Source organism: Amycolatopsis sp. NPDC051758 (assembly GCF_044453095.1).
Taxonomy (GTDB): Bacteria; Actinomycetota; Actinomycetes; order Mycobacteriales; family Pseudonocardiaceae; genus Amycolatopsis.
Map to the genome: position 1 here is coordinate 583655 of NZ_JBITCJ010000005.1, position 24563 is coordinate 608217.

23 protein-coding genes are annotated in these 24563 nt (G+C 72.3%); 14 read left to right on the forward strand and 9 right to left on the reverse strand.

The genetic code is table 11. The annotated features are described in order from the left end of the window. Positions 1 to 73 precede the first annotated feature (73 nt). From ACIA5G_RS26335 to ACIA5G_RS26345, 3 genes are all read left to right on the forward strand, one after another. Positions 74 to 922, forward strand: coding sequence for a PspA/IM30 family protein (locus ACIA5G_RS26335; RefSeq protein WP_395927657.1), 849 nt, complete (start codon positions 74 to 76; stop codon positions 920 to 922). A 32-nt stretch (positions 923 to 954) separates the two neighbouring features. Beyond that, entirely contained in the window at positions 955 to 1959 is a 1005-nt protein-coding gene (locus tag ACIA5G_RS26340; RefSeq protein WP_395927659.1) for a hypothetical protein, read from the forward strand. Between the two features lie 571 nt (positions 1960 to 2530). After that, a complete protein-coding gene (locus tag ACIA5G_RS26345) occupies positions 2531 to 3976 on the forward strand; it encodes an amidase family protein (protein WP_395927661.1) in 1446 nt (481 codons plus the stop codon). Here the strand turns inward: ACIA5G_RS26345 and ACIA5G_RS26350 are convergent. The 5 genes from ACIA5G_RS26350 to ACIA5G_RS26370 form a co-directional block, all read right to left on the reverse strand. Then, positions 3948 to 4985, reverse strand: coding sequence for a quinone-dependent dihydroorotate dehydrogenase (locus ACIA5G_RS26350; protein ID WP_395927663.1), 1038 nt, complete (start codon positions 4983 to 4985; stop codon positions 3948 to 3950). The genes ACIA5G_RS26345 and ACIA5G_RS26350 overlap by 29 nt on opposite strands. 65 nt (positions 4986 to 5050) lie before the next feature. After that, the gene (locus ACIA5G_RS26355) at positions 5051 to 5623 is read right to left on the reverse strand and encodes a GNAT family N-acetyltransferase (protein WP_395927665.1); all 573 of its coding nucleotides are present in this window, start codon (positions 5621 to 5623) and stop codon (positions 5051 to 5053) included. Between the two features lie 386 nt (positions 5624 to 6009). Further along, positions 6010 to 7056: an adenosine deaminase gene (gene add, locus ACIA5G_RS26360; RefSeq protein ID WP_395927667.1), complete on the reverse strand. Its 1047-nt coding sequence runs from the start codon at positions 7054 to 7056 to the stop codon at positions 6010 to 6012. 124 nt (positions 7057 to 7180) lie between these two features. After that, on the reverse strand, positions 7181 to 7990 hold the full coding sequence (locus ACIA5G_RS26365) for a DNA-formamidopyrimidine glycosylase family protein (RefSeq protein WP_395927669.1): 810 nt from the start codon (positions 7988 to 7990) through the stop codon (positions 7181 to 7183). A gap of 3 nt (positions 7991 to 7993) precedes the next feature. Further along, a complete protein-coding gene (locus ACIA5G_RS26370; protein WP_395927671.1) occupies positions 7994 to 8887 on the reverse strand; it encodes a ParA family protein in 894 nt (297 codons plus the stop codon). 140 nt (positions 8888 to 9027) lie between these two features. Here ACIA5G_RS26370 and ACIA5G_RS26375 point away from each other — a divergent pair, with 140 nt between their 5' ends. The 3 genes from ACIA5G_RS26375 (at position 9028) to ACIA5G_RS26385 (ending at position 11676) form a co-directional block, all read left to right on the forward strand. After that, entirely contained in the window at positions 9028 to 9756 is a 729-nt protein-coding gene (locus ACIA5G_RS26375; protein ID WP_395927673.1) for a methyltransferase domain-containing protein, read from the forward strand. A gap of 105 nt (positions 9757 to 9861) precedes the next feature. Further along, positions 9862 to 11076, forward strand: coding sequence for a DNA polymerase IV (dinB, locus tag ACIA5G_RS26380; RefSeq protein ID WP_395928020.1), 1215 nt, complete (start codon positions 9862 to 9864; stop codon positions 11074 to 11076). 195 nt (positions 11077 to 11271) lie between these two features. Next, positions 11272 to 11676: a DUF3040 domain-containing protein gene (locus ACIA5G_RS26385; protein WP_395927675.1), complete on the forward strand. Its 405-nt coding sequence runs from the start codon at positions 11272 to 11274 to the stop codon at positions 11674 to 11676. 320 nt (positions 11677 to 11996) lie between these two features. Here the strand turns inward: ACIA5G_RS26385 and ACIA5G_RS26390 are convergent, their stop codons facing one another. Genes ACIA5G_RS26390 through ACIA5G_RS26405 form a run of 4 tightly spaced genes read right to left on the reverse strand, consistent with a single transcriptional unit; the run spans position 11997 to position 17175 of the window. After that, entirely contained in the window at positions 11997 to 14570 is a 2574-nt protein-coding gene (locus ACIA5G_RS26390) for a transglutaminaseTgpA domain-containing protein (protein ID WP_395927677.1), read from the reverse strand. Continuing rightward, positions 14567 to 14809 (reverse strand): hypothetical protein, encoded by a 243-nt coding sequence (locus ACIA5G_RS26395; RefSeq protein ID WP_395927679.1) that lies wholly within the window; start codon positions 14807 to 14809, stop codon positions 14567 to 14569. The genes ACIA5G_RS26390 and ACIA5G_RS26395 overlap by 4 nt, the downstream gene beginning before the upstream one ends. After that, positions 14806 to 16080, reverse strand: a complete 1275-nt coding sequence (locus tag ACIA5G_RS26400; protein ID WP_395927681.1) for a DUF58 domain-containing protein — start codon at positions 16078 to 16080, stop codon at positions 14806 to 14808. Before ACIA5G_RS26400 ends, ACIA5G_RS26395 begins: the two co-directional genes overlap by 4 nt. Before the next feature lie 27 nt (positions 16081 to 16107). Further along, positions 16108 to 17175: an AAA family ATPase gene (locus ACIA5G_RS26405; protein WP_395927683.1), complete on the reverse strand. Its 1068-nt coding sequence runs from the start codon at positions 17173 to 17175 to the stop codon at positions 16108 to 16110. Between the two features lie 303 nt (positions 17176 to 17478). Between ACIA5G_RS26405 and ACIA5G_RS26410 the strand changes: the two genes are divergently transcribed. The 8 genes from ACIA5G_RS26410 to ACIA5G_RS26445 all read left to right on the forward strand — a co-directional run bounded on the left by ACIA5G_RS26410 (position 17479) and on the right by ACIA5G_RS26445 (position 24498). Continuing rightward, positions 17479 to 17826 (forward strand): hypothetical protein, encoded by a 348-nt coding sequence (locus ACIA5G_RS26410; protein ID WP_395927685.1) that lies wholly within the window; start codon positions 17479 to 17481, stop codon positions 17824 to 17826. Then, complete coding sequence (locus ACIA5G_RS26415) at positions 17819 to 18373, forward strand: DUF3558 domain-containing protein (protein WP_395927687.1); 555 nt, start codon at positions 17819 to 17821, stop codon at positions 18371 to 18373. Before ACIA5G_RS26410 ends, ACIA5G_RS26415 begins: the two co-directional genes overlap by 8 nt. A gap of 67 nt (positions 18374 to 18440) precedes the next feature. Beyond that, a complete protein-coding gene (locus ACIA5G_RS26420) occupies positions 18441 to 18944 on the forward strand; it encodes a PPE domain-containing protein (protein WP_395928022.1) in 504 nt (167 codons plus the stop codon). Next, the gene (locus tag ACIA5G_RS26425; protein WP_395927688.1) at positions 18941 to 19672 is read left to right on the forward strand and encodes an ESX secretion-associated protein EspG; all 732 of its coding nucleotides are present in this window, start codon (positions 18941 to 18943) and stop codon (positions 19670 to 19672) included. Before ACIA5G_RS26420 ends, ACIA5G_RS26425 begins: the two co-directional genes overlap by 4 nt. Positions 19673 to 20257: 585 nt before the next feature. Continuing rightward, positions 20258 to 20689 (forward strand): division/cell wall cluster transcriptional repressor MraZ, encoded by a 432-nt coding sequence (gene mraZ / locus ACIA5G_RS26430; RefSeq protein ID WP_086670270.1) that lies wholly within the window; start codon positions 20258 to 20260, stop codon positions 20687 to 20689. Between the two features lie 214 nt (positions 20690 to 20903). Further along, positions 20904 to 21857, forward strand: a complete 954-nt coding sequence (gene rsmH, locus ACIA5G_RS26435; RefSeq protein WP_395927691.1) for a 16S rRNA (cytosine(1402)-N(4))-methyltransferase RsmH — start codon at positions 20904 to 20906, stop codon at positions 21855 to 21857. Then, on the forward strand, positions 21854 to 22576 hold the full coding sequence (locus tag ACIA5G_RS26440; protein WP_395927693.1) for a hypothetical protein: 723 nt from the start codon (positions 21854 to 21856) through the stop codon (positions 22574 to 22576). Before rsmH ends, ACIA5G_RS26440 begins: the two co-directional genes overlap by 4 nt. Beyond that, entirely contained in the window at positions 22576 to 24498 is a 1923-nt protein-coding gene (locus ACIA5G_RS26445) for a peptidoglycan D,D-transpeptidase FtsI family protein (RefSeq protein WP_395927695.1), read from the forward strand. The genes ACIA5G_RS26440 and ACIA5G_RS26445 overlap by 1 nt, the downstream gene beginning before the upstream one ends. Positions 24499 to 24563: the final 65 nt, after the last annotated feature.

Genomic DNA, 24563 nt, shown 5'->3' on the forward strand with positions numbered 1-24563 from the left:
TGCATGTGCAGGGGAGCGACGCCCCACCCCGAGGTACTCAGGCCCGTGGGACGCAAGAAGGCAGGCGGAGGAGATGGCCAACCCGTTCGTGAAGTTCTGGAAGTACATGATGGCGGCGTTCTCGTCGAAGATCGACGAGCACGCCGACCCGAAGGTACAGATCCAGCAGGCCATCGAGGAGGCGCAGCGCAACCACCAGGCGCTGACGCAGCAGGCCGCCTCCGTGATCGGCAACCAGCGGCAGCTGGAGATGAAGCTCAACCGGCAGCTCGGCGACGTCGAAAAGCTGCAGGCGTCCACCCGGCAGGCCCTCGTCCTCGCGGACGAAGCCCGCTCGAAGGGTGACGAGCAGAAGGCGACCGAGTTCGAGACCGCCGCGGAGAGCTTCGCGACGCAGCTCGTCACGGCCGAGCAGAACATCGAAGACCTGAAGACGCTGCACGACCAGTCGCTGCAGGCCGCGGCCCAGGCGAAGAAGGCCGTGGAGCGCAACTCGCAGATGCTGCAGCAGAAGCTGGCCGAGCGCACCAAGCTGCTCTCGCAGCTGGAGCAGGCGAAGATGCAGGAGCAGGTCTCCGCTTCGCTGAACCAGATGAGCCAGCTGGCGGCGCCGGGCAACACGCCGTCGCTGGAAGAGGTCCGCGACAAGATCGAGAAGCGCTACACCACGGCGCTGGGGCAGGCGGAGCTCGCCCAGAACTCGGTCCAGGGGCGGATGATGGAGGTCCAGGCCTCCACCACGCAGTTCGCCGGGCAGTCGCGGCTGGAGCAGATCCGGGCGTCGATGCGCGGTGACTCGGTCGCCCAGGTGACCGACGGCGGCGGCGCGGCGGCGGCTCAGAAGCCGGCGAGCAGCTCGGCCGACATCCAGCGCGAGATCCAGGCGCGCGTGCAGGCCGAGCAGGGCAAGAACCCGGCCTGACACGCGGGCCACGGAGTTCGAAGGGGGCGAGCATGGGGCAGCAGGGCAGGCGACGCGACTTCAGCGAGTTCAGTGCGAAGCTGGAGAAGCACATCGAGAAGCTGCCCGACTACGCCGTGCGCGCCCAGGAAAAGCTCCAGAAGGTGCAGAAGTACTTCCCGCCGGCCGACCAGGCCGGCGGGAAGCCCGCACCCCCGTCTGCTCCGCAGCGGCCGCGCCCGAACCCGCTGCAGCGGCCGCCCGTGCGGCGGCCGGACATGACGACCACGCTGTCGTCGATGGCGAACCAGGTGCCGGCCTTCGCCGAGGCGCGGGCCAAGTGGACCCGCTGGAACGAACCCGCGGCGAAGCTCGAACGCCGCAAGCGCCGGACGTCGCGCGCGATGACGTTGTGGCTCCTGCTGACCATCTTGTGCGGCGTGCTCACCGTGGCCGCCGGGCTGGGCTGGATGAGCGCCACCGGTGCCGCGATGATGCCGCAGGCGATCATGGCGTTCGCCGGAGCCGTCGTGTTCGGCACGTTCAGCGTCCGGAGCGGCCTCAAACTGCGTGAACTCAAGCGCACCCCGATCCCGGCCGCACCGGCCGGGCCACCGCCGCTGCCGCCCGCCGGGTCGGCCGCGCGCGAGCCGATGGAACGGCTCACCGAGTGCGAAGCCTCGCTGAGCGAGCTGCTGCGTCAGCTCTCGGTGCCTTCTTCGGTGGGGACCACGCCGGTGTCCGGAGTGTCCGTCGAGGACGCCCGGCAGACCGCGGTCGAAGCCGCCGCCGCACTGCGCGGCCTGGCGGCCCGCATCCAGGCGATCGAACGCGGCCGCAACTCCGCGCCCGCCCGCGAGCAGGCGGCCCTGGACGCGGCGGTCGGCAAGCTCCGCGAACAGCTCGACGACGGCCTCGAGGGTTACCGCGGCCTGGTCGCCGCGGCCGGCCACACGGTCGCCGCCTCCAGCGACGGCCTGGTCACGTCCAAACAGGCCCTCACCGACGCGACGGACCGCCTGGCCGGCCTGGCCATGGCCCTGCGCGAACTCTCCTGACCGTGTCGTCCGTCCAGGCACGCGTGTGGTCCACTTAGGCACGCGAACCGACCGTCCGGGTACGCGAGCCGACCGTCCGGGTACGTGAACCGACCGTCCAATCACACGTGTCGGCCGTGACCCGGGCCGGAAACTCGCGTGATCCGAGCCGTAACCGGCGTGAGCAGACCCGTGACTCGCGTGATCCGGGCCGGAACTCGCGAGTTACGGCTTCCCTCACGCGAGTTCCGGGCCCAGTCACGCGAGATCCGGGCGCCATCACGCGAATTCGGGCTGTCTTGGGCCGTTCGGATTTGAAACTCGGCCGATCGGGTGCCGGATCCGGGCCGTCCGGCCCTTCGTCACCCGGCGTGCGTGATCGTGCGTTTCACCCCGGCGTCGCGCCCTGTTCACCTCTTGGTGCCGAAACATGCGCGTAATCGGAAACAGATCGCTACGGAAACGTCGACGACCTAACGTTTCTGTCATGCATGCAGAGGTGTCACTCGCCGGGAGGCCCGCCGTGCTTTGAGGTTCGCCGGCGCCGACCGTACACAGTGGACTTTCTCGACCGCCGAGGAAAGGACGCCCCGTGAACACGCTCCCGCCGGACCCGGCTCCCGTCCCCACCACCCCGCCCACCGCCTCCGAGCGCGTCATCGCGGCCTTCGAACGCATCACCGCCGCCGGCCGTCCCGAACTCTGGTCCACCCTGCGTGCCGTCGAGGACGTCCTCGTCGACGCCAAGGCCGTCGACGAGCGGGTCAAGGCGGGGGAGGACCTGCCGCTGGCGGGCACCGTCCTCGCCGTGCCGGACCTGATCGACGTCGCCGGGCAGCCGTCCGGCCGTTCGGTCCCGGAAACCAGCGCCACGGTGGTCGCCCGGCTCACCGCCGCCGGCGCCGTGGTGCTCGGCAAGACCGGCCCCGCCCCGGTGGCCTCGGCCTGGGACCGGACGAAGACCGGCGGCCGCGGTGCGGCGGTCGCCGTCGCGCTGGGCATCGTCGACCTGGCGCTGAGCACCGCCGGCGCCGTCCCGGCGGCCCTGAACGCGGTCGTCGCGCTGAAGCCGACCCGCGGCCTGCTGCCGATGACCGGCGTCCGCGCCGCCGAACCCGTCTCCGTCTACACGACCGGCCTGGTCGCCGGCCGGCGGGCGCTCGCCCTGATGACCGGACCGGACGGTCTTTCCGCGACCCGCACCTGGCCCGCCGACGTCCGGCTCGGCGCCGGTGAGCACCCGCGGATCGCCGTCCCGGCCGAGCTGTCCCTGGGTGACGCCGCCCGCATCGCGTTCGAGAGCACGGTAAAGCGCCTGACGGCGACAGGCGCGGTCGTCGAGCCAGTCGCCGACCCGGCTGAGGTGCCGGAAGGCTTCGACGCCCTCCTCCTGCCCACCGTGCCGGACCACCCGGACCTCGCCGAGGCCCTGGCCGACCCGGCCGGGGTGGGCCACCGCCTGGCCGCCGGCACGGCGTTCGCGAACCTCCTGGACGTCGCCGCGGTCACCGTTCCGGTGCTGCCGGGCGACTCGCGCCCGTTCGGCGTCACCTTCCTGACGCGGGCGTTCGAGGACCAGATCGGCCTCGACCTGGCGACCGTCTGCACCGACGAACCCATGACGCCCTACCCGGAACCGGGCGAAGACGTCGTCGTGTTCGGCGCACACCTGCGCGGCCAGCCCCTCAACACCGAGCTCACCGGCCTCGGCGCCCGGTTCACCGCACCGGTCCGGACCACCGAGCGCTACCGGATGGTGCTCCTGGACACCGAACCGCCGCAGCCGGGCGTGCTGGACGCCGCCGAGGGCGCCACGCTCGACGGCGAGTGCTGGCGGCTGTCCCCGGCCGCGTTCGACCGCTTCGCCGCCACGCTCAAGGCGCCGTTCGTGCTGGACCGCGTCGAGCTGGACGACGGCTCCCGGCCCTGGGCGGTGCGGTGTGAGCCCACCGCGGCCGGGACTGGTCTGGACCGCTACGAATCCTGGCGCGGTTACGTGCGGTTCACCTCTACCGCCGGGCTGCGAGGCCCCGGCTGACCCGGCGCACCAGGCCCGGCCCGTGCAGCGCGAACCCGGTGTAGAGCTGCACGAGCGACGCCCCGGCGTCCACCAGGCGGACGGCGTCGTCCGGGCCCAGCACCCCGCCGACACCGATGATCGGCAGGTTCCCGCCGGTGTGGTCGTGCACGAACCGCACGACCTCGGCCGCGCGGGTGGTCAGCGGCCGGCCGGACAGTCCTCCCGCCTGTCCGGCCAGGCTGCTTTCCGCGGGCACGATGCCGTCGCGGGAAAGCGTGGTGTTCGTGGCGATGATCCCGGCGACGCCGTGCTCGAGCGCGACCTCCAGGAGTTCGGCCAGCGCGTCGTCGGTCAGGTCCGGCGCGACCTTCACCAGCACCGGCGTCGGCGCGGCCCCGCCGGCGAGCTCGACAGACGTCGAACGCAGCTCGCCGAGCAGCTCGGCGAGCGCGCCGCGGTCCTGCAGCTGCCGCAGCCCCGGCGTGTTGGGGGAGCTGACGTTGACCGCGAAGTAATCGGCGTACGGGTACAGCGCGCGCAGCGAGAACCGGTAGTCATCGACGGCTTCTTCGAGCGGCGTGACCTTCGACTTGCCGATGCTGATCCCCAGCGGGACGCCGGGTTTGCCGTCGCGGGCCAGCTTGGCCGCGAGCGCCTCGGCGCCGTTGTTGTTGAAGCCCATGCGGTTGATCACCGCGTCGCTCGCGGGGAGGCTGAACAGCCGCGGCTTCGGGTTGCCCGGCTGCGCCAGCCGCGTCACCGTGCCGACCTCGACGAAGCCGAAGCCCAGCGCGGCCCACGCGGGCAGCGCGCGGCCGTTCTTGTCCATCCCGGCGGCGAGGCCGACGCGGTTGGGGAACCGCAGGCCCAGCAGCGTCACCGGGTCGTCGACGCGGAAGGCGCCGCCCAGGGCGGGCGCGACCTTGCCGAGCCGGGACAGCACGCCGATCGTGCGCTCGTGCACCAGCTCGGGGTCGTGGTAGGACAGCCGGTACAGCGCCGGGCGGACGATCTTGTCGAAGAACACGCCCCCATGCTGCCAAATCGCCCGGAACGCGCGACCGGAGCGTCACTCCCGCGTGAAGGGCGCCACTACGCGCGGGTGGCCTGGAGGTCCTTCCACTCGTCTTCGAGCATCGCGTAGACCAGCTCGTCGGTCCACTCGCCCTTGACGATCTCGTTCTCCTTCAGGTGCGCTTCCTCGCGCATCCCGAGGCGTTCCATCAGCGCGGCGGACGCGGTGTTCCGGCCGTCGCACCGGCCGACGATGCGGTGCAGCCCCAGGTCTTCGAAGCCCAGCCGCAGCAGTTCCGTGGTCGCCTCGGCGGCCAGGCCCTTGCCGTGGTGGTCCGGGTGGAAGACGAACCCGATCTCGCCCTGCCGGTGTTCGCTGCTGAGCCATTCGAGGTTCAGGTCGCCGATCAGCTGCCCCGTCGCGGCCAGCTCGACCGCGACGGCCAGGAACTGCCCTTCCTTCGTCAACGTCGAGCTGTGTACCCGTTTCGCCAGCGCCGCGGCCGATTCGGCGCGGCTGCGCGGGCCCCAGTACAGGTAGCGGGCGACGTCGGCGCGAGACTGGAAGGAGTTCAGCGCGTCGAGGTCGTCGGGCGTGAACGGGCGCAGGAGCAGCCGAGCCGTGGTGACCGGGTAGTCGGGCCTGAGCATGCTTCCAGGCTAGCGACCTTCAGCCGTCCGGGGGACAGATCGGGGCAATGTGTTTCGTCCGTCCCGTGCTCGGATCGCCGGGCGGTCGTCCGGCGTCGGCGGACGGCGTGACCTGCACAAATGAGCGCATTAAGGAACCCCCGGGGTGTCTCTCAAGCGCCGTCAAACGCTTGAGCCCGAGCCGGACTGGTGCTCGGAAACCCCGGGGGCACGGTGACTGCCTGGTATTCGCTATCAGGCATCACGTGGAGCAGGCGATGAGCCGAAGGTGGCTCAGCTGTAACGCTGCTCAAAGTCCTCCACGTGCCATCCGCTAGCGGACAGCCACCTCACAAGTCCTGTTGGAATACAACTTAGGACCACCTCCTCTCTTGTGTACTGCCACGCTAGGCGAAGATCCCGGTGTCCGGCAACGTCATTTCACTTATCTCACGTCGTAGCGCGGCTTTCCGGGCTTCACCGAGGAAGGACGCGTCGACGGCGTTCTCCGCCAGCCGCGCGAGTTCGGCCGCGGTGAGCCCCAGCGCTTCGGCGACGGCGACGTACTCGCCGGTGAGGGTGGCGCCGAACATCGGCGGGTCGTCGGTGCTGAGGGTGACCACGACGCCGTGGTCGAGCATGCGCCGCACCGGGTGCGCGGCGATGCTCGGGACCTGGCCCGTCCGCACGTTCGACGTCGGGCACACTTCGAGCGGGATCCGGTGGGCCGCAAGGTGTTCCAGCAGTGCCGGGTCGGCGGCGCAGCTGGTGCCGTGGCCGATCCGCTCGGCCCCGAGGTCGTGCAGCGCGGACCAGATCGTGGCCGGGCCAGTGGTCTCGCCGGCGTGCGGGACGCTGTGCAGCCCGGCTTCCCGCGCCCGCGTGAAGAACGGCTCGAACTGCGCCCGCCCGACCCCGAGCTCCGGTCCGGCGAGCCCGAAGGACACCAGCCCTTCGGGGCGTTCGCGCAGCGCGAACACGAGGGTCTCCTGGCCGGCCTTGGTGCCCTTTTCGCCGGGAATGTCGAAACACCAGGCCAGTTCCACGCCCAGTTCGGCCGCGCGCGCCCGGCCGGTTTCGAGCCCGGCCAGCAGGTCGTCGCCGGGCACACCGTCGAGCAGGTGGTTGTACGGCGTCACGGTGACTTCGGCGTAGCGGCAGTTGTGCGCGGCGAGATCCGTGGCCAGGCCGGTCACCAAGGTGTGGATGTCGTGGCGGTCGCGCACGAGCGAGGTGACCGCGAGGTAGACGGTGAGGAAGTGGGCGAAGTCGCGGAAGGTGAAGAACTCGGCGAGCTCGCGCTCGTCGGTGGGGACACCGGCGGCCGGGCGGCGCCGGGCCAGCTCCAGGACGGTCGGCAGGCTCGCCGAGCCGACCAGGTGGACGTGCAGTTCGACCTTGGGCAGGGCGTGCGCGAAGGCGCGCAAGGCCTGCCCGGTCAGGATTCCGGGCATGACTGAGCTCCCTGGGGAAAAGTGTGGGTGACGGACTTCGGACGCGCGCGGCTCAGGGAGCCAGGTCGCCGCGTTCGGTGTCGGTCCCGTAGAGCGGGAGCTTGAACGACGTCACGGCCTCAGCCTAGCTCGCGGGCGCCGGGCCGTGCTGGCATTTCGGGCAGAACCAAGTCGGCCGCCGCTGGACGTCGTGGCCCTGGGTGCGCACCAGGGTGCGGCCGCCGCAGCGGAAGCAGCCCTGCCGGGTGCGCTCGTAGACCCAGTTCTTCCGGTTGCGGTCGAGGTGGCCGGTCGTGCTCTGGTCGAAGCGCCCGGCGGCGGCGTTGGCCAGGATCAGCTTCCGGGCGAGCGCGACGGTGGCCCCGGCGTCCACTTCGGACACCGGCGTCCACGGGGTGACGCCGAGCAGGAAGGCGATCTCGCACTTGTAGAGGTTCCCGACACCCGCCATGACACGCTGGTCGAGCAGCGCGATGCCCAGTTCTCGCGCGGGATCGGCGGCCAGTGCCGCGGTCGCCCGGGCCGCGTGCTCGTCCGTCCACAGTGGATCCAGCAGGTCCGGGCCGAGGTGCGCGACGAGGTCGTGTTCCTTCGGCGTGGGCACGAGCCTGAGGTCGTGGACGCGGAAGCCGATCACCTGGACGTCGGCCGCGGTGAGGACCACGCGGGCGTGGTGACCGGGCCGGCGCCACTTCGCGCCGGCCGCGTAGACGTCCCACATGCCGTCCATCATCAGGTGCGAATGCAGGGTCAGGTCGCCGGAGAAGCGCGTGAACAGGTGCTTGCCGACCGTTCCGACGCCGAGCACGTCACGCCCGGCGAGGTCCACAGTGGCCAGTTGTGGCACCCGGAACTCGCCGCGCAGCAAGGTCTTTCCGGCCAAGGCCCGGTCGAAGCGCTTCCCGACGAGGTAGACGGTGTCACCTTCGGGCACGGCTCACCCCGCGGATTCGGACACCTCGGCCGGGGCCTCGGGGGTCTCCGGCGCCGGGCCCTCGGGCCAGTCCGGGCCCTCCGGCTCCTCGCCGTGGACGCGGTGCCGGCCGGCGCGGTTGGAGCGCAGGATCTTCGCCAGCACCATGTTGAACGTCAGCGCGATCTCCTGGGCGCCCGGCGAGTGCCACTCGTGAATCGGGCTGCACGCGCCCTGGGCCTGCTGCACGGCCAGCCGGTCGGTGATCGCCGTGGGCATCACCAGCGAGCCGAAGTTGTCGCGCAGCTCGGCGATCCGGAACTGGTGCTCGTAGGAGCGCACGCGCAGCTTGTTCACCAGGACGCCGATCGGGCGCAGGTCCGGGTTGAGCTCCTTGCGGATCTTCTCGATCGCTTCCAGGGCCCGGTTCGCGCCGGCGACGGCGTAGATCGTCGGCTCGGTCACGATCAGCGCGCCGTCCGCGGCGACCAGCGCCGACTTCGTCAGCCGGCCCAGCGACGGCGGGCAGTCGAGGACGACCAGCTCGTACGGCGTTTCGCGCAGCGGCTCGCGGTGCAGCTCGTCCAGCGCGCGGGAGAAGTTCGCCAGCCGTTCGCTGCTGGCGTCGGGATCGTTGAGCAGCTCCAGCTCTTCGGCGCCGACGAGCACGTCGACGTCCTCGCTCCAGACGCTCGGCGCGATCGCGCGCTCCAGCATCTCCCGGGTGGGGGTCTCGAGCACGTCCGCGAGGGTGGCGTCGGTGTAGGGCGGGTCGAGCGAGGTGGTGGCGTTGCCCTGCGGGTCGAGGTCGACCACCAGCGTCCGGGTGCCCCTACGCAAGGCGGCGGACGCGATACCGAGAGCGACCGTCGTCTTGCCGACGCCTCCCTTGAGGCTGAGTACGGCGACCGTGTGCACGGTGACCAGCCTACGGGTGCGGGCGAGGGGTGCCGCCCGGCAAGGTCACGCGGTCGGCGTCCGGACTGGTCCGGCCGGGTGCGTTCACTCGAAGGGAGGAGCCGGGGAGGTGGCGCGGGGCGGGCACTACCCTGTCCGGCATGAAGACGGAGACCGTGGCCGCCCGGGGTTCGGGCGCCGTCCGCCGGGTGCTCGAGGCCGAGCTGAAGGCCGCCCGCGCCCGGGGCGCCGAGCACCCCCGCGTCGTCGACGTGGGTGGCGGCAGCGGCGGCTGGGCGGTGCCGTTCGCGGCGGCGGGCTGCCGGGTGACCGTCGTCGAGCCCAGCCCGAACGCGCTGGCGACGCTGCAGCGCCGCGCCGAGGAAGAGGGCGTCGCCGAGCTGATCACGGTGGTCGCGGACGACTCCGACGCGCTCGGCCGGCACGTCGAGGCCGGCTCGGCCGACCTGGTGCTGGCGCACGGGCTGCTGGAGATCGTCGACGACCCGGCCGCGGTGCTCACCGCGCTGGCGACGGCGGTCGCGCCGGGCGGCGCGGTGTCGGTGCTGGTCGCGAACCGCCACGCGGCGGTGCTGCAGCGTGCCCTGGCGGGCCGGGTCGGCGAGGCCCGGAAGCTGCTCGAAAGTGTGAACGGGGTCATCCTCGGTGACACGGTGCTGCGCCGGTTCGACGCCGAAGGCCTGCGTGAGCAGCTGGTGGCCGCGGGCCTCGAGGTGACGCTGCTGCAGGGCGACCGCGTGATCGCCGACCTGGTCACCGGCGACGTCCGGGACGACGAGCTGGCGGAGTTCGAGCGCTTGGCGGCGGCTACGCCGGCCCTGCGGGACGTCGCGGGCCGGCTGCACGCCCTCGGCCGGCGCCCGGCCTGATCGCTCCGCTTCTCCACTCCGCTTTCCGACTCCGCGGTTGAAAAACTGTCGGACCCGGCCGGTAGCGTCCTCGTCGTGGGGCGAAATGCTGAACTGCCGGGCGGGCTGCGCCGGTTCCGCGTCCGGCCGGGGGAGCCCCCGCCGGACGACACCGGGTGCGGGCTGCTGCACGTCGACATGGACGCGTTCTTCGTGTCGGTCGAGCTGCGTACCCGGCCCGAGCTGGCGGACGTGCCGGTCGTCGTGTCCGGCGGCGGGCCGCGGGCCGTCGTGGCCGCCGCGAACTACCCGGCGCGCAAGTTCGGGGTGCGCTCGGCGATGCCGTTCTCGACGGCGAAGCGGCTGTGCCCGCACCTGATCAACATCCCGCCGACGTCCGGGCTCTACGGCGAGGTCTCCCGCGGCGTGATGGGCATCTTCCGGGAGCTCACGCCGCTGGTCGAGCCGCTCAGCCTCGACGAAGCCTTCCTGGACGTCAGCGGGGCGCTGCGGCGCCTGGGCGCGACGCCGGCGGCGCTGGCGGCCCGGATCCGCTCGCGGGTCGCGGCCGAGCACGGGATCACCTGCTCGGTCGGCGTCGCGCGGGTCAAGTTCGTCGCGAAGCTGGCGTCGGGCATGGCAAAACCCGATGGCGTGGTCGTCGTGCCCGCGGCGGAGACGCTGGCGTTCCTGCACCCGCTGCCGGTGTCCGCGCTGTGGGGCGTCGGCGCGCGGACCGAAGAACAGCTGCGCCGGCTCGGCCTGGACACCATCGCCGACGTCGCGGCGTTCCCGCCCGAGCGGCTGAAGAAGTCGCTGGGCACGGCCGTCGGCGAGCACCTGTACCGGCTCGCGCACGGCGTCGACGAGCGGTCGGTGGTCATCGACTCCCCGGAGAAGTCGATCGGGGCCGAGCACACCTTCGACGTCGACCGGCACGACCGCGCCGAGCTGGGGCTGGAGCTGCTGCGGCTGGCCGAGCGGGTCGGCGCCACCCTGCGGGGCCGGGGCGTGCGCGGCCGGACCGTCTCGATCAAGGTGCGCTTCGCGGACTTCCGGACGATCACCCGGGCCCGCACGCTCGTTTCGGCCACCGACGTCGCCCGCGAGATCCACGCCGTGGCCGTGGCGTTGCTCACCGAGCACGCGCCGACCGGGGCCGTCCGGCTGATCGGCGTCCGGGTCGAGGGCCTGGACACCGGCGAGGCGGGGGAGCAGCTGGTGTTCGACTCGCCGGCGCCGCGCTGGCGGGACGCCGAGGTCGCGGCCGACGTCGCGCGGTCGAAGTTCGGGTCCGCGGCGGTCCGGCCGGCCTCGTTGCTGGCGCCGCGGGAGCCCTGAACCGGCGGCGGTGACGGTCCGCAACCCCGTCCGGGCGGGAATTAGCCCAATTCGATCCCTACTGGATGCGGGATCGGGTAGTCGTCCGGGCGCGGGCCTCGTATCCTGGACAGTGCCACCCCGCCTGGGGTTGGCTGTTGGGTCCAGGACGTTGCGCGGCCCGGCGCCCGCGACAGCTGTGCCGGAGGAGGAAAGATGCCACTCTCCGAGCATGAGCAGCGGCTGCTCGATCAAATCGAGCGCGAGCTCTATGCCGAGGACCCCAAGTTCGCATCCACGGTGCGTGGCACCCGGTTGCGTCGCCCCGCTCGCCGACGGCGTATCCAGGGCATCGCCCTGTTCGTAGTGGGCGTGGCCCTGCTGGTGCTGGGCGTGGTGGTGCCGCAGTTCCGGGTGGCCGACATCCCGCTGATCAGCGTGCTCGGGTTCCTCGTGATGTTCTTCGGGGTCATGTTGGCCGTCACATCGATTCGGCACGGCGCCGAAACGGACGGCAAGGGCGGTGGATCGGGACCGAAGGGCGGCAAGCAGCCGGGCCGGCGGAGCTCGTTCACCCAGCGGATGGAGGAGCGCTTCCGCCAGCGCTTCGAAGAGCAGTAGCGCCGTAAGACCACAAGATCCGCGTCCCGCCGACCGGGTGGGACGCGGATCTTCTTGTGTGCTCAAAAGCCCCGGCGGAGGTTTGCCGGCCGCGGTGACAGCGGGTGACGCCCACCCGGGTGACCCGCCCGACCGGAGATCCCGTGATCAGCGGGGCAGCACGTGTGTCCGGACGGGCATCACTCGTGATCGAAGGGGCAACACGCGTGATTGGCGGGGCATCACGACGATGCCCGCCGGATCACGCGTGATGCCTCCCTGATCACGCGTGATGCCTCTCGGCGCACGCGTGATGCCCCGGGGGACACGGGCGTGGCCGGTCAGTCGCGGTTGCGGAAGACCGAGCGGGGGAACAGCCGGCCCTTCCAGGAGAGCGGCGCGTTGCGGCGCAGGCTGCGGCGCACCCCTTCGAAGGCCGGGGACAGCTCGGGCCGGGACGCGTCGTCCTCGCCGTACCAGGACCGCTCCAGCACGCCGATGACCGTGCGCAAGCCGTCGCGTCCTTCGTCGTCGAGGTGGTGCTTCGCGGCCAGCTTCTGCCCCGCCACCCGGACCGTGTCGCTGGTCGGGATGGGCAGGTTCCGGTCCGCGCACTCGGCGCGCAGCTCCGCCCACGCCGCGTCGGCCGCGCCGGGCTGGTGCTGGTCGATGCGCTGCAGCCGCCGTCGCCGGACAACCTCGCGGGCCATCGCCGGACCGGCGACCAGGAGCAGCAGGATCACCACGATGAGGCCGAGCCACCAGGCCACGGTCGCCGCGAGGAAGCCGAGTGCGGCGATCCAGAACCCGACCGCCAGCAACGGCAGCCAGCCGAGCACCGCCTGGACCTTCGACGGCGCCGCCACCGGCGCGGGAGCGCGCACGAGCAGCGAACCCTCACTGCGATCCTCGGCGGCCGGCAGGCTTTCGTGCTCCGGCGGTGGTGCCCGGCGCCCGTTCCGCCCGCCGAGCAACCGGCGCAGGACCATCGCGACGATCAGCGCCACCAGGCCCAGCAGCGCCAGCGTGATCGCCAGGGTGGTGAGCCAGTCGTCGCTGCCGGTCGCTTCCGTCGGGCCCTGCTGCGCCGTGTTCTGCTCGGTGTCGCGCGGCGCACCGGTCGGCGCGGCGCTCGACTGGACCGTGCTCGGCGCGATCTGGGTGTCGTCCGGGGTCTGGCCGGCCGCCGTGCCGGCCTGCAGGTAGGACGGGGTGATGCCGCGACCGTCGGACAGCGGGGTCGGGTCGAACGTCACCCAGCCCTTGTCGCCGAAGTACGCCTCGACCCACGCGTGAGCGTCCTGCGTGCTGATCGACAGGTAGTCGTTGACCTGGTTGCCGGGGGTGAACCCGATCGCCACCCGCGACGGGATGCCCGCCACCCGCAGCATCACCGCCATCGCCGACGCGAACTGCTCGCAGAAGCCGCGCTTGCCGTTGAGGATGAAGTCGGCGAGCGCGTCGGCGTCGTTCGCCGGCGCGGTCCTGGTGTCGTAGACGAAGCCGTTCTGCGCGGTGAAGTACCGCCAGATCGCCGAGGCCCGGTCGAAGTCGTTGGACGCGCCGCCGACCAGCTGCTGCGTCTTCGCGCGGACGCGGTCGTCGACGCGGTCGATCTGGGTGTAGCGCGGGGGCAGGTCGTCGACCCGCGACGTCACGCGAAGCTCCGGCGCGGTCGGCTCCTTCAGCGACGCGTATTCGACGTAGACCGGCGGTGTCTCGCTGCGCGTGGTGAAGACCGTGCCGCTGACCTGGTCGTAGAGGTAACCGTTGGTCGCGCCGTCGATCACCCGCGGCGCGCCGTAGACCGGCAGCCAGTTGTCGCGCCAGCTCGTCGGCTCGATGTCGATCCGGCGGGCGGAGCCGCTGCCGTCGTCACCCGGCGCGGGCGGCAGCTGCGGCCCGACCGGGACACCCTGCTGCGAACGGCCTTCGTCGTGCAGGCCCCAGCCCTTGTTGGGGTAGTAGGTGTCCAGCGTCATCGCGCGCAGCAGCCGCCGGTCGGTGCCGAGGCCGCGGACCTTGAACAGCTCGCGGTTGGACCCCTGGTCGAGCATGCCGCGCAGCTCGGTGAACGGCTGGATGCCGAACCCGCCGGAGCCCGCGCCGGGGCCGTCCCCGCCGGCGCCGAACGGGATCCGCCCGACCGTGCCGACCCAGGTGATCGCCCCGCCGAACAGGCCGAGCACGATCGCCGCGGCGACCACCGCGACCGGCGCCGACAGGACTCCCGGCTTGCCGCTGCGCCCGGGTGCCTCACGGGTCCGCCAGCGCTGGTGGCGGTGGTTGCCGTCGACGGCCAGCAGGCCGGCGAAGGCCGCGCCGCCGAGCAGGAACGTCCACCACGGCAGCATTTCCTCGCTCAACGCGGCGGGCACGGCGTAGACGCAGAGCAGCACGAGCCCGGTCGCGGCGGGCGCCGCGGCGGCGACCGTCAGCGTGTCGACCAGGACGGCGACCAGGCCGATCAGGATGGTGACCAGGCAGAGGATGGGCTGGCTGCCCTCGACCGGCGGCAGCCCGACGCGGATCTGCTCGGCGGCGGAGGAGAGCGTGTTCCCGATCTCGCCGAAGGCTTCCGGACCTGGGATGACCTGCAGGATCCCGTGCGTGGTGAAGGCGCCGGTGATCAGGAAGAGCAGGACGAGCAGCTGGCCGAGGCCGACCAGCACGGTCGGCACCTGCAGCGAGCGCAGCGCCAGGCCGGTCGCGGCGATCAGCAGGACCGCGACGAACAGGTAGCCGAACCAGGCGAGGCCGGAGACGACGCTGGTGACCGACGTCGCGGCGCAGAGCGTCGCGATCCCTGCGGCGGCCGGCGCGAGGAGACTGCCGCGCCAGGCCGAAAGCGGGTGCTGGGAGGCCGGGCGCCGCGGCGGGCTCGCGGACGGGCGCGGCGGGGCGGCGGTGCTCATCGGGTACCGCCGATCGGGGCCGGGGTGGGGAACGGGCTCGTCGCGAGCCGCGATGTGTGGTGGTGGGAGGTGCGGGTGGTCGTGTCCATCCGCCTGTCGCCGACCGGGGCCTGGGTGTCGGCGGTGCTCATTGCGGTGCGGTGCCCCGCACGGGTGGTCGTGTCCGTCCGCCTGTCGCCGACCGGGGCCGAGAGGTCGGCGGTGCTCATCGCGGGGCGGAGCCCAGAGTGCGTGCTCATCGCAGACCGCCGATCAGCGTGCCGCGGCGGGCGCCGCTGCGGCACAGCTCGGCCCAGACTTGGGGCATCGGTGAGCCGGGCCCGGCGATCACCACGCCCCAGCCGGCCGCGCGCAGCAGTGCGGCGGAATCCTCGGTGGCGGCGGCCCGCTGCTCGGGTGCGCTCACCCCGGCCGACCACGTGGGCGTGTCGAGCAGGACGGCGAGGCTGCGGATGCCGCGCGGGCGGAACTGGGTGAGCTCGTGCACGGCCTCGGTGCTGACCGTGCCGAGCACGGCGATCAGCTCCTGGCCCTCGGCCGGGTCGCTCGCCAGCGTGATGTCGCGCTGGTGGGCGGGCTGCAGCGCGGCCAGCGCGTCGAGCACGACGTGGTCGTAGTGGTCACCGCCGTCGCCGGGGGTGTCGGCGAGCGTGGCGCCGTGCTCGCTGACCAGCCGGACGCGGTGCCCGGACCGGCGCAGGTGCAGCGCGGCCGACCCGGCGAAGGACACCGCCCACTCCAGGCTGGCGGCCGGGCCGGAGCCGTGGTGCGCGGCGGCGCGGTGGTCGAGCAGCACGGTGGTGCCGCCGCGCCACGGCCGTTCTTCGACGCGCACCATGATCTCGTCGCGGCGGGCGGTCGAGCGCCAGTGCACCTTCCGCAGGTCGTCACCCTGGCGGTACTGCCGGACGATCACGTCGGCCTCACCCTGCCCGGCGTGCAGCCGGACCGTGCCGTCGTCGCCGACGCCGATGCCGGCGCCGCTCGGCAGGCCCCACAGCGGGACCACCCGGGGCACGACGACCAGCCGCGAGTGCCCGATCAGCTCACGCTCGAACTCGCACAGCCCGAACGGGTCGGTGATGGTCGCGCGCAGCGGCCCGACCTGCTGGATCCCGCGCAGCACCGGCTGCAGCGGGTAGCGCAGCGCGACGCGGCGGTCGTGGGGGAGGCGTTCGACGACGAACCGCGGCCGCGAGCCCAGCGCGTACGGCACGCCGTCCTCGAGGAGGATCTCGCCGGCCGGCAGCCGGCCGCTGCGCCACAGCTCCAGCTGGACCTCACCGTTGCCGCCGACCGCCACCCGCTGGGGGCGCAGCGCGCGGGTGGCGCCGATGCGCAGCCGGGTCGCCGAGATGAACACGGCCACCAGCAGCGGCAGCGCCACCACGAAGATCGCGACGCGCAGCAGGTCGCGTTCGTTGAGCACGAACGAGCACACCGCGGCCGCGATCCCCGCGGCCAGGAGGCAGCGGCCGCGGGTGGTCAGGCCGGACAGGGCACGCAGCATGCGGTTCTCTTCCCCTTCGCCGGCCGACTAGGGCCGGGAGCCCTGCGGCACCGGCACCCGGTGCAGCACCGCGCGCACGACGTCGGTCGCCGAGCGGCGGGCCGCGTGCGCCTCGGTGGTGAGCATGAGCCGGTGCGCCAGGACCGGGACCGCGACGGTGTGCAGGTCGTCGGGGACGACGTAGTCGCGGCCGGACAGCGCCGCCTGCGCGCGCGCCGCGCGGACCAGGTGCAGCGTCGCCCGCGGGGACGCGCCGAGCCGGATCTCCGGGACCTGCCGGGTGGCGGCCACCAGGTCGACCGCGTACCGGCGGACCTCGGGGGCCATGTGCACCCCGCGGACCGTCTCGATCAGCCGGTGCACGGTCTCGCCGTCGGACACCGGCTGCAGGTCTTCGATCGGGTTGTGCCCGGCGTGCTCGTCGACCATGGCCAGCTCGGCCTGCTGGTCGGGGTAGCCGATGGACACCCGCGCGGTGAACCGGTCGCGCTGGGCTTCCGGCAGCGCGTAGGTGCCTTCCATCTCGATCGGGTTCTGCGTGGCGATCACCATGAAGGGCTCTTCGAGCCGGTAGGTCGTGGTGTCGACGGTGACCTGGTGCTCTTCCATGCACTCGAGCAGCGCGGACTGTGTCTTCGGCGAGGCGCGGTTGATCTCGTCGCCCACCACGATGTTCGCGAACACCGGGCCGGGGCGGAAGTCGAAGTCGCCGGACTGGCGGTTGTAGATGGAGACACCGGTGACGTCGCTGGGCAGCAGGTCCGGGGTGAACTGGATGCGGCTGACCGTGCAGTCGATCGACCTCGCCAGCGCCTTGGCCAGCGACGTCTTCCCGACGCCGGGCACGTCCTCGACCAGCAGGTGGCCTTCGGCGAGCAGGGTGACCAGGGCGATCCGGATGACGTCGGGCTTGCCGACCAGCACCCGTTCGATGTTGGCGGCGATCCGCCGGGCGACCTCGTGCAGTTCGTCCAGCGACACTCTGCCCGGCCGGGCGTTCACCCGGCCGTTGCCCGAGGCGTCCGCCGGATAAGGCGTCCGCCCGGATGCCTGCTCGCCCGATCCGGGCGCCGCAGACTGGATTCTCGACGTCACTCGACCTCCTGGTGGCGCATGGCTGGGCGCAGAGTGCGCACAACCGGGCCGATCGGCCCCCTGGCTGCTGTCCGCGCAGCGACCAGCCTTCCATCCAGTGTGTCAAACCCGGGCGAACCAGGGGGCGGAACCCCGCGATGCCCCGATGCTGACGCTCGTTATGGCGGTCGATGACACTGCGCAAGCAGGGACGATACCCCGAACGGGTGTGTTGTCACCCGATTCTGGGCGCTCCTGCTGACACCCTGCTCTGTTCTATGCTCCGATACGAGTTCGCCCGGCTACAGAGAGGCGTAACCGCTCATGAGCGAGGCGCGGGGGCAGACGTACGACGTCCGCGGGTTCGCGGTCGCGCCCGAGCTGGCCACGGACGCCTACACGAAGATCGGCGCCCTGCAGGACGTCGTCGGGGAGATGGTCCGCGAAGCCAAGGTGCTCGGCCGGACCGTGCCGCTCGGCGGCGGGTACGCCGGCGAGATCGGCAAGTTCATGGCCGAGTACGGCATCGGCGGCAAGGGCTCGGCCGTGCAGCAGCTGACCGCGTTCGGCCGGGAGCTCGAGACGCTCAAGCACCGGATCGGCGAGGCGCTGGCCAAGTACCAGCACGCCGACGAGACGGCGGCGGACGGCGTCGACTGCACGGGTGGCTGACCGGGTGCGCAAGAAGTATCTGTGGGCGCCGGCGGCTGTGCTCCTGCTCGCCGGGTGCGGGCAGCAGCCTGCCCAGCCCGCCGCCGTCGGCCACACCTCCAGCCACGCCACCGCGAGCGCGCAACCACCGCCCGTCGTCGCCTGGACCGGCCTGGCCGCGATCGACCCGTGCACGCTGCTCGGCCCGCAGGACCGCTCGACCGCCGGGGTGAGCGTGCTCGGCAAACCGAAGGACATCGCCGGCGCCCGCGCGTGCGACTGGACCGTGCCCGGCACCTTCGGTGTCACCGTGACGCTCAGCGAGACCGATGGCCTCGCCGACCTCGAGGTCGCGAAGAAGACGGCCACCAAGACGAAGGTCGGCGCGCACCCGGCACTGCAGGTGGCGGACAAGAAGGCCGCCGACGGCACCTGCGCCGTGCTCATCGGGGTCGGCGACGCGGCCAGTGTCCAGATCGACGTCAGCAACACCGGCTTCTCGGACACCCCGCTCGCCTGCCGCCGCGCGGGCACGGTGGCCGGGCTGGTCGAACCCAAGCTGCCCTGACTCCGAGAGGTGCGCCGTGGAACCACCCGTCCCTGCCGCGAGGTACGAGTCCTACAGCCACGAGGCGATGGCCGCCGAGGTCGAGCGGGACAACGACCCGGTCGCCGCGGGTGAGGCGGGCGCGCGCTGGGACGGGCTGGCGAAGCGGCTGCACGAGTCGACCGCCGACATCGCCGCGCTGATCGCCTCTTCGCAGGAGAACTGGCGTGGCCAGGCGGGTGACGCGGCGCGCGCCTCGCTCGGCCGGGCCGCGCAGTGGCTGTCGCACTCGGCCGCGGTGTCGGCGTCGGTCGGCACCGCGATCGGCGCGCAGGCGGACGCGGCCGCGCGGGCCCGGGCCGACATGCCACCGCCGGTGACCTACGACCCGGCGTCGATGATCCGGGACGCCGCTTCGTCCGGGAACGTGCTGGTCCTGGCCGGGCTGGCCGACGAGATGGCGGCCCGCCGCGCCGAGGCGGAAGCCGCGCGGCAGAAGGCCGTCGACGTCATGCGGACCCGGGACACGGCCCTGCGCGGCCACGTCCCGGCCGAGACGTTCCCGGCCCCACCGGCGCTGGGGCAGGCTTGATCCGCGTCTCCGCGTCGGCGTTCGACATCCTCTGGACCGACCTCGGTCACGACCGCCCGCCGGAGCCGCTCGGCGTGCGCAGCGTCGGCGGCACCGACGAGGAACGCGCCGAGGTGCGGAAGGCGGTGTACGAAAACCTCGCCGAGCGTGGGCTCTACGACGGCTCTCGTCTTGAACCGGCCTTGGTGGAACGGCTGACCCTGCTCGCGACGGGCGAGGTGTTCGTCGCGTGCGAAGCGCTGGCGGACATGACGGCGGCCGTGCCGTTCCGCGCGGTGACGGCGGTCCGCGGCCGCCGCGGCGTCCTGGCGACCCAGCCGGAGCAGACGATCGGCCTGGACGGCATCACCGCGGGCGAGCTCTGCACGGCGATCGTCGACGTGCTGCCGGAGCTGTCGGCCGGGCCGGGCTACGGCGTGAGCCTGCCGGCTTCGGAGGACCCAGCCGTCCGCGGCGCGCAGTCGGCGGCGGCGTCGGCCCAGCAGCAGGAGGTGCTGGCGATCCAGGCCCGGCCGGTCTACGCGGCGGGGCAGTTCAGCGTCAGCCGCCGGTCGGCCTCGGGGCGGGTTGCGCGGGTCGGCGGGCTGACGTGGTTCGACACCGACGTCGGCGCGTACTGCGCGACGAAGACGGCGGGGCGCGGTGGGCAGGAGTGGGTGAACGTGATGCCGGTGGACAGCTCCCGGCTGGCCGCGCGCGTAGCCGCCCTGGTCACCCCCGAAGACTGACCGGCTGCCCGAAGGGGCACGAAGCCCGTCCGGACGGGCAGGACCCGTGAGCAAGCCCTCAAGTCCCGGTGAACAAGCCCGGATCTCGCGTGGTCGAAGCCGTAACTCACGTGATTGAAGCCGGAACTCGCGAGTTACGGGTCTGATCACGCGAATGACGGCTGTGCTCACGCGGGTTCGGGTTTTCGAACCGGGGTGACGCCTGGTCACGCGGTTCCCCACTTCGCGCCACCCGGGTCCCCACCTCGACCCACCGCGGTCCCCGCCGGGCCCCACCCGGGGCCCCACTCGGCCCCACGGGGGAGGGGACTGGTTCTTTCGCGGCCGTTATGCGGACGCACGGGGAACAGCTGAGGTTGCTCCGGCCCCCGGTGCGGGGGATCTTGGCCACCGTCCCCCACCGCACCCCCCACCAACCCCCACCCGGCTGACCTGGGCAAACAAAGCACACGACGGAGTGAGACGCGGTTTTGACGCGTTGACTGTGGTGAAAAGTGGGGTACGGTGGTGGCCAGTGGGGCGGAAGGGAAGCCCCGTAGCCGTTCAAGGTAGTTCGCTGCCGAGGGCGGTAGGGAGGTGGAGGCCGTGTTCCTCGGCACCCACACCCCGAAGCTGGACGACAAGGGGCGGCTCGCGCTGCCCGCGAAGTTCCGCGACGCCTTGGCCGGCGGGCTGATGCTCACCAAGGGGCAGGACCACTGCCTCTTCGTCTTCCCCCGCGCCGAGTTCGAGCAGATGGCGCGCAAGGTCGCCGAGGCCCCGTTCACGAACGAGGCGGTTCGGGCCTACCAGCGTTACCTGTTCGCCGGGACGGACGAACAACGCCCGGACGGGCAGGGGCGCATCAGCATCGCGCCCGAGCTCCGCCGCTACGCGGGGCTCAGCAAGGAGTGCGTGGTGATCGGGGCGATCACCAGGCTGGAGATCTGGGACGCCCAAGCGTGGCAGGGCTACCTGGAGGAGCACGAAGACAGCTACGCGAAGGCTCGAGAGGAAGTACTGCCGGGCGTCTTCTAGGCGTGCGGTCGCGGTGGACCCACGTCGTCGGGGGACGGGGGTACACCAGTGCCCGCACGAACAGGGACGCCCACTCGGATGCCGTGAGGCCTCTGTCCGCTCAATGGCCCTGGTGCACCTTCCCCGGTACCAGGTCAGCAGCGGGCGGACAGGGACCTGACGGCATCCGCTGTCTTTCCCCCGGGCCGCCCAGGCGAGAAAGGGGGAGGGGAACATGACGGCACCCGAGCACGTCCCGGTGCTGCTGAGGCGCATCGTCGAGTTGTTCACTCCCGTGTTCGCCGACCGTGACGGCGTCCTGGTGGACGCGACCGTCGGCCTCGGCGGGCATTCCGATGCCCTCCTCGAAGCGTTCCCTCGGCTGCGTCTCGTCGCGCTGGACCGCGACCCGGCCGCGCTGGAGAAGTCGGCCGAGCGCCTGGCTCGCCACGGCGACCGCGTCGACCTCGTGCACACCGTCTACGACGGACTCCCCGAAGCCCTCGCCGGGCTGGGCATCCGCCGCGCCGACGGCATCCTGTTCGACCTCGGCGTCTCGTCGATGCAGCTGGACCGCGCCGAGCGCGGCTTCGCCTACTCGAAGGACGCCCCGCTGGACATGCGGATGGACCCGACCACCGGGTTCACCGCCGCCGACGTCCTCAACACCTACGCACCCGGCGAACTGATCCGGATCCTGCGCGACTACGGCGAAGAGCGGTTCGCGCAGCGGATCGTCCGGGCCGTGGTGAACGCCCGCGAAAAGGAGCCGTTCACGATGAGCGGGCGCCTGGTCGAGCTGCTCTACGACGCCGTCCCGGCGGCGAGCAGGCGGACCGGCGGGCACCCGGCCAAGCGGACGTTCCAGGCGCTGCGGATCGAGGTCAACGGCGAGCTGGAGGTGCTCCGCCGGGCCATGCCCGCCGCGCTGGGCGCGCTCGGCGTCGGCGGCCGGATCGTCGTGGAGTCCTACCAGTCGCTGGAGGACCGCCTGGTCAAGCAGGCGCTGGCCGAGCTCGCGAAGTCCCGCACCCCGGAGGGACTCCCGGTGGAGCTGCCGGGGCACGGACCGGAGCTGAAGCTCCTGACCCGGGGGGCCGAAAAGGCCGGCGAAGAGGAGACCGAACACAACCCGCGCGCCGCTTCGGTGCGGTTGCGGGCCGCAGAGAGGATCGGAGAGCCGCGATGACCGCTCCCACGAAGTCCCGCCGCCGGGCCGCGCCGGCAACGCGGGGCCGCGGCGACGCCGCCCGCACCTCGACCACGGTCGAACCGGACCCGCAGACCCTCGAGCCGGGCAAGGCCTCGCCGCGTCGCGCGTCGCGAGGCCGCACCAGCGCGGCCGAGCGTGCCTACGCGCGCCGCGCCCAGCGCGCCGACCTGCTGAAGGAGCGCGAGCCGCGACCCGCGTCGAAGGCGGAGCGGACGCCTGACGCGCCGAAGCTCAAGCTCAAGATCCGGCTGCCGAAGTCGCGCGCTTCGTTCGTGCTGCTGATGATGGCGCTGCTGGCCGTCGGCGTGGCGACCACGCTGTGGCTGACGACGCAGGCGATCGCCGACTCCTACCGGCTCGAGCAGCTCCGCACCACCAACGCGAACCTGGCCGAGACGAAGGAGCAGCTCCAGCGCGACGTCGCCAAGGCCGAGTCGCCGGCTTCGCTGGCGCCGTCGGCCCAGCAGCTGGGCATGGTGCCCGGCGGGGACCCGGCGCGGATCGTCGTCGGCCCGGACGGCAAGACCTCGCTCGTCGGCGAGCCCAAGAAGGCCAAGGCGGACGCGCCCGCGGTGCCGGCCGCGCCGCCCGCCGCGCCCGCCGCGGGCACGCAGTCGCAGCAGGGCGCGCCGATCGAGGGTGACCAGCCGGCCGTGCCCGCCGAAGAGCAGCCGGCGCCGCCGGCGGGCCAGTGATGGCTTCGTCGAGCCGTGGCCAGGTCCGCGCGCGTTCCGCGGGGAGCGCGCGGCGGACCTACGCCGCGGGGACGCGCAGCGCGGCCGCGCGCCGGGGCAACGGCGGGCACCGCAGCCGGTTCTCCGCGGTGCGCCTCATCCTGGTCGCCATCCTGCTCGTCGCCGGCGTGAAGCTGGTGCAGGTGCAGTGGTTCGAGGCCGGCGCGCTGTCGGCCGCGGCCGAACGGCAGCGCACCCAGACCATCGACATCCCGGCCCAGCGCGGGTCCATTGTGGACCGCAACGGCGCGAAGCTGGCGTTCAGCGTCGAGGTGCGCTCGCTGTCGGTGAACCTCAAGGCGTTCCGCAAGAGCATGGAAGACTTCGCCACGAAGAACCCCGGCACCACGAAGACGTTCGACAGCGAGACCGCGGCGGCCGCGAAGTACATCGCGGCCAAGGTGCCGAACCAGCTTTCCGAGCAGCAGCTGCTGGACCTGATGCACAAGCCGACGTTCACCTACCTGGTGCACAACGTCGAGCCGTCGGTCGCCGCCGACATCGTGAAGCACTTCGCGTGGATCGCCGTCGAGAAGCGTGCGCTGCGCGAGTACCCGGGCGGCAGCCTGGCGTCCAACATCGTCGGCGCCGCGAACTGGCGCTCCGACGACCCGGACGTGTCCAAGCACAACCTGCACGGCCTGGTCGGGCTGGAGCTGGTCCGCGACAACGACCTGGCGGGCACGCCGGGGCGGATGCTGGTCAACACCAAGAACGGCAGCGACAACGTCGTCATCCCGGGCACCGAGCGCGACCTGCAGGCCGCCGTGCCGGGGTCGGACCTCGAGCTGACCATCGACTCCGACCTGCAGTACGAGGTGCAGCGGCAGCTGACGGACTACGTCCAGCAGTCGCACGCCAAGGGCGGGCAGGCGGTGGTCATGGACGCCAAGACCGGCGAGGTCTACGCGCTGGCCAACGACAAGACGTTCGACCCCAACGACCAGTCCACCTGGACCCCCGACGACCTGAACAACCCGGCGGTCACCACGCCGTTCGAACCCGGGTCGGTCAACAAGGTCGTCACCGCGACCGGCGCGCTCGACTACAACCTCGCGACACCCGAGTCGACGATCCCGGTGCCCGGCGCGCTGCAGGTCGCGGACAAGACCGTGCACGACGCCTGGACGCACGGCACGCAGAACTTCACCACCACCGGCATCTTCGCCAAGTCGTCCAACATCGGCACCCTGCTGCTGGCGCAGAAGATCGGCGAGGAGCGCTACGCCGACCTGCTCAAGAAGTTCGGCCTCGGCCAGCGCACCGGCGTCGGCCTGCCCGGCGAGAGCGCCGGTGTCGTGCCCGCGCGCAGCCAGTGGTCGGCGACCACCTTCGGCAACCTGCCGATCGGGCAGGGCCTGTCGATGACCGTGCTGCAGATGGCGGGGATGTACCAGGCGATCGCGAACGACGGCCTGCGCGTCGAACCGCGGGTCGTCAAGGCGAAGGTCAACCCGGACGGCACCACGGTGCCGGAGCCGGCGCCGAAGTCGGTCCAGGTGGTCAGCCCGCAGACGGCCAAGGCGGTGCGCGACATGATGCGCGCGGTCGCCCAGAACGGCAAGGGCCTGCAGAAGGGCACCGCGCCGACGGCGGCGGTCGAGGGGTACCAGATCTCCGGCAAGACGGGCACCGGCCAGCAGGTCGACCCGCGGACGAAGGCCTACAGCGACCACCTCTACAACATCACCTTCGCCGGCATCCTGCCCGCCGACCACCCGCGGTTCGTGGTCGGCATCCGGCTGGACGCACCGGACACGACGTTGCCGGTGGGACACTCGGCGGCGCCGCTGTTCCACAGCATCGCGTCGTACCTGACGCAGCGGTACCAGATCCCGCTGTCGGACGGGCCGTCGCCGGAGGTGCCGCTCATCGTGCAGTGAGCACGATCCGTCAAAGCCCCCTCACCCGGGTGAGGGGGCTTTTTCGCGTCCCAATGTCCACATCG